This is a genomic window from Bacillus cereus group sp. TH152-1LC (assembly GCF_027710505.1).
GTDB classification, from domain to species: Bacteria; Bacillota; Bacilli; order Bacillales; family Bacillaceae_G; genus Bacillus_A; species Bacillus_A mobilis.
On record NZ_JAQFNK010000072.1, the window covers coordinates 1 to 1189 of the forward strand.

The following is a 1189-nucleotide window of genomic DNA, read 5'->3' on the forward strand; positions in this document are numbered from 1 at the left end:
ACAGTACGAACATTAATATAAATATTTTCAACATTAATTTCATTTACAAGATCCCTTAACGAATGACCTGCTAATGAACCAACTAAATTAGCTTGAGTAATTTCTCCTGTAAAAATAGCATATTCTATTGAAATAGGTTTTTCAATTGGTCCAAATAAAAACCCCACAACAGGACCATTGGTCCCCTTTGGACCTAAATGTAGATGCCCCATTGTTACCTGATCTAGTGCATATAATCTCAATTTAAACTCTAAACTACGATTATCCTGACTTAATACAAAATATGCCTTTCCTCGAGCCATTGTTTCTACTGCGGGAACTTCCTCTACTCCACATAGGTTTGAGAAAAACATAATAATATAGTCCTCCCTTTGAGTCTTACTAAGGTGTGTCACAATTTACGATTTTCTTCTATATCGTATGTAAATAAATAGACAAGCGTGTCCTTATCACAGATGAGTTTAATTTATGCATAAAAACGAATTAAATATACAAAGTGACTTCCTATAACATTATTTATTTTTAGTAGATAAATCAAGAACCAACTGTTATATCAATGTTTATTTAGTTTACATAAGATATCCCTTTATTCAATCCTTATACATTTTCTTTAAACCAATTTTTTTAACACTATGCATTTGTGATTCCTTACATAAACTTCACATTGTTAACTTTCTGTATTTTTTTAGTTATATAAACCAAATTTATTTTTAATTTTGGTTACAAATAACCAATATTTACATATAGTATCTTGAGCACCTTCCTTAACACGGTAAATTTCTAAAAAACGGGTACTCCGTCACCGGTACTCGTTTTTTTACATAATGAAAGAAAAAATCAAAATAAAAAAGGTATTTAACACCAAACGTAGAATACAATACATATCTTACTCTCTTATGTTTTTGGTTTATATGTACAACAGAGGCGATTTCCTTCGCCTCTTTTTTTATTGCAACTCATTTTCATTGGTATAAAAAACCAAATATTAGCACATAGTAAGAATGGAAGAAGGACAGATGATATTGTGTTTGTATGAATTCCCCTTTGTTTCCACACACGATTATATAACCAAATACGTTTGTCCTTCTTCTATAAAGGATGAAAAATGCATCATGCGAATTTATACTCCACATGACCTGCCATACATTGCATTTGCATTTTTCATTCCTTTTGAAATGAATTATATAAT

1 protein-coding gene is annotated in these 1189 nt (G+C 30.0%); it reads right to left on the reverse strand.

Going from position 1 to position 1189, the window contains the following annotated elements; translation table 11 throughout:
• Positions 1–353: CHRD domain-containing protein (locus PDL00_RS34650; protein ID WP_270733844.1), on the reverse strand; the 353-nt coding region annotated here is incomplete at its 3' end.
• Positions 354–1189: the final 836 nt, after the last annotated feature.